The organism is uncultured Finegoldia sp., assembly GCF_947252345.1.
GTDB lineage: Bacteria > Bacillota > Clostridia > Tissierellales > Peptoniphilaceae > Finegoldia.
This window is the reverse complement of record NZ_CAMXVC010000049.1, coordinates 1-5443: the sequence shown is the minus strand read 5'-3', so window position 1 is coordinate 5443 and position 5443 is coordinate 1. Positions and strand designations below refer to the sequence as shown.

Annotated in this window: 5 protein-coding genes; all 5 read left to right on the top strand. The window is 35.0% G+C overall.

The window, feature by feature from the left end:
* The first annotated feature begins 275 nt into the window (after positions 1 to 275).
* The 5 genes from Q0X02_RS07715 (at position 276) to Q0X02_RS07695 (ending at position 5250) form a co-directional block, all read left to right on the top strand.
* On the top strand, positions 276 to 1034 hold the full coding sequence (locus tag Q0X02_RS07715; protein WP_297813972.1) for a hypothetical protein: 759 nt from the start codon (positions 276 to 278) through the stop codon (positions 1032 to 1034).
* A gap of 396 nt (positions 1035 to 1430) precedes the next feature.
* Positions 1431 to 2807, top strand: coding sequence for an ATP/GTP-binding protein (locus Q0X02_RS07710; RefSeq protein ID WP_297813969.1), 1377 nt, complete (start codon positions 1431 to 1433; stop codon positions 2805 to 2807).
* 7 nt (positions 2808 to 2814) lie between these two features.
* Entirely contained in the window at positions 2815 to 3405 is a 591-nt protein-coding gene (locus tag Q0X02_RS07705; protein ID WP_297813967.1) for a hypothetical protein, read from the top strand.
* Positions 3395 to 4258 (top strand): hypothetical protein, encoded by an 864-nt coding sequence (locus tag Q0X02_RS07700; RefSeq protein WP_297813963.1) that lies wholly within the window; start codon positions 3395 to 3397, stop codon positions 4256 to 4258. Before Q0X02_RS07705 ends, Q0X02_RS07700 begins: the two co-directional genes overlap by 11 nt.
* Before the next feature lie 2 nt (positions 4259 to 4260).
* Positions 4261 to 5250 carry a virulence RhuM family protein gene (locus tag Q0X02_RS07695; RefSeq protein WP_297813960.1) on the top strand — a complete coding sequence of 330 codons (990 nt, stop codon included), beginning with the start codon at positions 4261 to 4263 and terminating at the stop codon, positions 5248 to 5250.
* Positions 5251 to 5443: the final 193 nt, after the last annotated feature.

Here is a 5443-nt window from a genome sequence, read left to right as displayed (position 1 = left end):
CCACTTAAAAGCAAAAAATAGAAATCCTGACAGTTGTTCAGGATTTTTTTTGTGCTAATAGAATAAGGGTGTGGAGCTCTTTCGGGTCAGTCGTAAAACCCTGTTGCACCCCTCTCTCCTCATGCACATAATTTCATAAGTATTTGTTATCTTTGCATCATGAAGACCGAGCAATTGTTGCGTTGTATCTTTTCAGAGATACTCGCAGATTATTTTGATGTGATAGATATCCAAGAGAGTAAGAAGTTGGTATTGCTGATGGCTTATCCATTGTGATGAAAGACACACATAAAGAAAGTAATGGGTTTAAATACATCTATTCTAAAAACGGAAAAGATATAACGGTTTATGCTGATAATCCAAAAGAAGATTTATTCCCATTGAATCCTCTTGATAATGAAATAGTTTCTTGTTTAGATGTCATCATAGGAAAATACAACACTTTACACGATTCTGTCTTGTCTCAGAAATTGTTTTCTATAGAAAGCGATTTTGTGGAACGAAATCCTACACTTGTAAGAGAATATAACGAAGGTGATTATTGTGACCCAGAATTAGAAATCAAACTTTTCACCAATGATAAAGCTGGCAAGAGTGGAAGAGCACGTTGGTATGTAGCTAGTAAAGACGTTATTACAACCGGACTTGAACATTTGAACAGGTGGAAAGTCATTGTATCAAGCGCCAATGCCGGAGGACAAAAACGTAGCAATCAAATCGCTATTGTAGATAATCATAGCGCATTTGGTCGTTCTCGTGTAGCACTGAAAACATTCGCAACAGAGCAAGAAGCCCAGAACTTCTTCAAATATGCTACAAGTGAGATTATCCGCTTCGCCTTTCTGCTCACAGACGAATCCTTGACCTCTTTAGCAAAGAAAGTTCCGGATTTATTGGACTACTCCGATGCCAATGGCATTATTGATTACAACGGTGATGTGAATGCCCAACTTTATACGCTTTTCGATATGAATGATAAGAATCAACAACACATAAAGGAAGTCCTGACTTTGAAAGGAATGATTGACGATTGACAGAACGGCAGAATAGGAGAAATAAAGTAGTGCTTCTTCGCCTTTCTTACAGCCTCTCTACCATTTGCAAAGAAACCCAAACAAATTCGATTTTCTGCCGATGGCAAATACCTACAACTTGATGCATGGACTTCATGCTCACCCGTAGGTTATGCAATTTTGTTTACATAGTAAAAATCACTCATAATAAAGATAGCCAACTCTCTGGTCCATTAGCCAGGGTCTTAATTTCGAATTGACGGTGCAAATATACAAACTTTTTCTGTATCAAGTAATCAAAATGAGAAAAAATCACATTTTGACAATTATATACCATAGATATATCCGAAATGTATTGTGTAAATGAGAATATATCACTATATTTGCACCATTAAACAACTTATTTAGTCAATACTTATGCTACAACAGTTCACAATAGAAAATTTTCTATCCTTTAAGGATAAAGAAATATTACTCCTTCAGCCAAGCAAAGGTTCTTTGAAAAAGGAGCATAAAACGGAGCCAACTAAAGGGCAGTGGGTGCTGAAATCAGCGGCAGTATTTGGAGCAAATGCTGGCGGAAAGAGTAATTTTGTCAAGGCGATAGAGTTAGGTAAAAAACTTGTTTTAAGAGGTACTCGTACAGATGATTTAATAGATTTCTACCCCTTTCGTTTAAGCTCGGAAAATAAGAAAAAAGATACAACCATTATTTATCATATACTTTGTGGAAACAAAAAATATGAATATGGCTTTAGCTACAATGCAGAACAAATAAGTTTAGAATGGCTTAAGCAAATAAACAAAAATAAAGAATGTGTTATTTTTCAAAGAAATACAGAAAAATCCGATTTTGATATTTCATATCTTCTTAAGCTCAATCCAAAAGAGGAAGAATCACAATTCTTGTCATTTCTTGCAAAAGCGACACCACAAAAACAATTGTTTCTTCATGAAGTCATGAGTCGTAACATTCATGAGAACGTATCAAATATTAAAGATTTGGATTCTGTTATCGACTGGTTCGTAAATTCTCTTAAAATTATATTCCCTGATACTCCGTATAAGCAAGGTGTATTACTTAAAGCTGCTGATGATAATGATTTAAAACGTGGTTTTGGGGCATTCTTAAGATATTTCAATACTGGCGTTGATGGTGTAAAATTAATAGAAGTGAAATTTGAAAAACTTGGTATTCCACAAGATTTACAACGTGCAATAAAAGCAGATCTGTCAAAATCTAACACAGATGAAGCATTTGGAGCATTAAGATTTGACGACAACTTGTATTTAATCAACTTGATTGATGGTGAAATTAAGGCTAAGAAATTGATGACAGTACATAAAAAGATGGATGAAGCTGATGTCGAGCTTTTTTCGCTTGGCGATGAGAGTGATGGCACAAAACGTTTGTTTGATTATATTCCACTTATTTTGGATTTGATTCAAGGAGGGAAAGTCTTTGTTGTTGATGAAATGGAACGTAGCTTGCATCCATCACTTATTAAGCAAATAATTTTATTATTTTACAAGTATTCAAAAGATATTTCTAGTCAACTGATTTTCACCACTCATGAAAGTTCTTTAATGGATCAAACGATATTCAGGAGGGATGAAATATGGTTGATGAGAAAAGATAATAACGGTATCAGTTCATTTGGAAGAATGGATAATTTATATAATGTGCGTTTTGATAAAATGCTTCAAAACAGCTATCTCAATGGCGAGTACGGAGCAACCCCCATATTTGAGGCAGAAGAGGAGATAAGTAAATTATTTTTATCTTTAAAATAATCTTCCGATGGTAAGTTTTGATTCTAAATTTTTGTTCACCGCCACGGTAACAGCACCAACATTTTTATCACTAGGATTAATAGGTGTCATTAAGGATAGTTCGAATTATTTTCGATTTTGGGATGAAACGCTAGAAAATAGGATATTCCCTACTAGTTTTGAATGGTGGGGCATCAATATCAGTTTTGGATTTACGTTAATATGCCTTATAGGCATCAAAATTTTTCTTTGTAAAAAATCTAATAAACACAAGGAAGGAAAAACTATTCAAGTGAAATCTTATTCAAATTTATCTCTGAACAGTGCGGAGCAGGTGATTTCATCTATAATCCCTTGGTTGACAATATTTGCCGACAAACTTGATTTTGTGGTATTATTTGTTTGCATAATACTTCAATGCTGTTTTATAGCGATTGCAAGTTATAATAACAACAATTACAATTTACTTTGTTCAATATGGGGGTATCGCTATTATGAAGTATATACAGAAGAAAACACCTATATCCTGCTTTCTAGAAAATGTATAAGAAATAAGAATGAGATTAAAAAATTTATTGAAGTGACAGATTATACGGGTTTAATCATTAATGAAAAATAATATGAGCCATTTTTATGCATTGATGCCTGATAACACAGTAAAACATATCCCTCTACAAGAAGAGATCGTTACGGAGATTAAAAACCTATTTATAAATGGTGGGACTATATTTAAACCAGAAGGTATAGAAGAAGATGTTTTCGATGGCAATATTGTTAGTCGGAACGGGGAAAATATAACGTACGTGCATTATGACTTACCTGAAGATTTTGCTCGTATACCATATAATCAGGCTGACATGTCCGAATATAATATAAATGAAGATATGCCTAAAAGTATCTTTTATTACGATGATGGAAAGTTCTATTTTCAGGTCTTTAATAAGAAAAATATGTTACAACGCAAAATGGTCTTGCAGTTTGAGTATGGAAATGTATTTGCAAAAATGAATAACTCTGCTTTTATTGTCGAAGATAAGATTCATGCGTTATACACGGAGGGAAAACTGTATTTCCAAAGTTATACAGTCGCAAATCAAATATTCTCACTAATAAATTTTGTTACAGAAGCTACAAATGCTGAAATTGAATTCTTTGGAGCAATAGATGGAATTAATGTAAATACAGAAAGCATAAAGCATATAGCAAACATAAAGACGCGTCGGCTTATAAAGTTGTTGTCGAACACTGACAATATTTCAACTTTTATGAGAAAAGCATCTCGAACAAAAACAAGCCTATTAAACAAATACGGAGTTAATGCCCAAATAAATGAAAATCAAGAATTGGTTTTACCAACAAATAATGTTGCGGATTTGAACCGTGTTTTAGAGTTTCTCAATGAGGACATATTTAGGGGTGTAATTACAGATAGGCTTTATCGTTCAAATTCAAAGAAAAAAGATAATCACTAATTATGAATGAAGAAAATAAAATCATACTCTATCAGGACGATAATGAGATAACCCGTGTGTCCGTGCGTTTTGCCGATGAGGACTTGTGGCTGACACAAAAACAGTTGGCGGATATATACTGTACGACACAAGAGAATATCTCTATGCATATACGCAATATATATGCAGACAAAGAATTAGATGAGAATAGAACTTATAAGAAATTCTTATTAGTTCGTCAGGAAGGCAATCGTCAAGTGAAACGTAACATTGACCACTATAATCTTGATATGATTATAGCCTTGGGGTATCGTGTCCAGTCGCAGGTTGCTACTCGTTTCCGTCGCTGGGCAACCCAACGACTTCACGAATATATCCAAAAAGGGTTTGCTATGGATGATGAACGGTTGAAACAAGGAGGTAATCGCTATTTCCGTGAGCTTTTGCAGCGTATCAGGGACATTCGCAGTAGCGAGCGCAACTTTTACCAGCAAGTAACGGATATATATGCCACTGCGACAGACTATGACCCTCGTGACGAGATGACAAAAATGTTTTTTGCCACAGTGCAGAACAAGCTGCATTATGCTGTTCACGAGAATACGGCTGCTGAAATCATATACAACCGTGTGGATAATGAAAAACCTTTTGTCGGAATGACCAACTTCAAGGGAAGCTATGTGACCAAAGACGATGTAAAGATAGCCAAGAACTATTTGTCTGAGATTGAGCTCCAACGGCTGAATCTGCTTGTTTCAGGTTTCTTGGATTTTGCGGAGTTTCAAGCATTGGAAATGAATCCTATGACGATGAAAGATTGGATTGAAGCATTGGATAATCAAATTATTGCCCATAAACGGAAAGTTCTGATTGGCAAGGGGAACATTTCACATAAGCAGGCGATTGAAAAAGCGGAAAAGGAGTTTGACATCTATCGCAAGCGTGAAATGGAGTTGTTGGAAAGTGATTTTGATAAAGAAATAAAGAAGTTGAAAGACAATAATTCAAACTAATTCCCTACCTTTGCCCCAAGAAATCATCCGCTGCAACGACACGTAAAACGCAGAAGTCCAACGGTGGAGCAATAGGAGGAGATTACTCTTGCGCTGTTTCTAAAAAGTGATGATATACAGCTACTTGTGAATTTAATACGATTCCTGGTGGTACCACTTAAAAGCAAAAAATAGAAATCCTGACAGTTGTTCA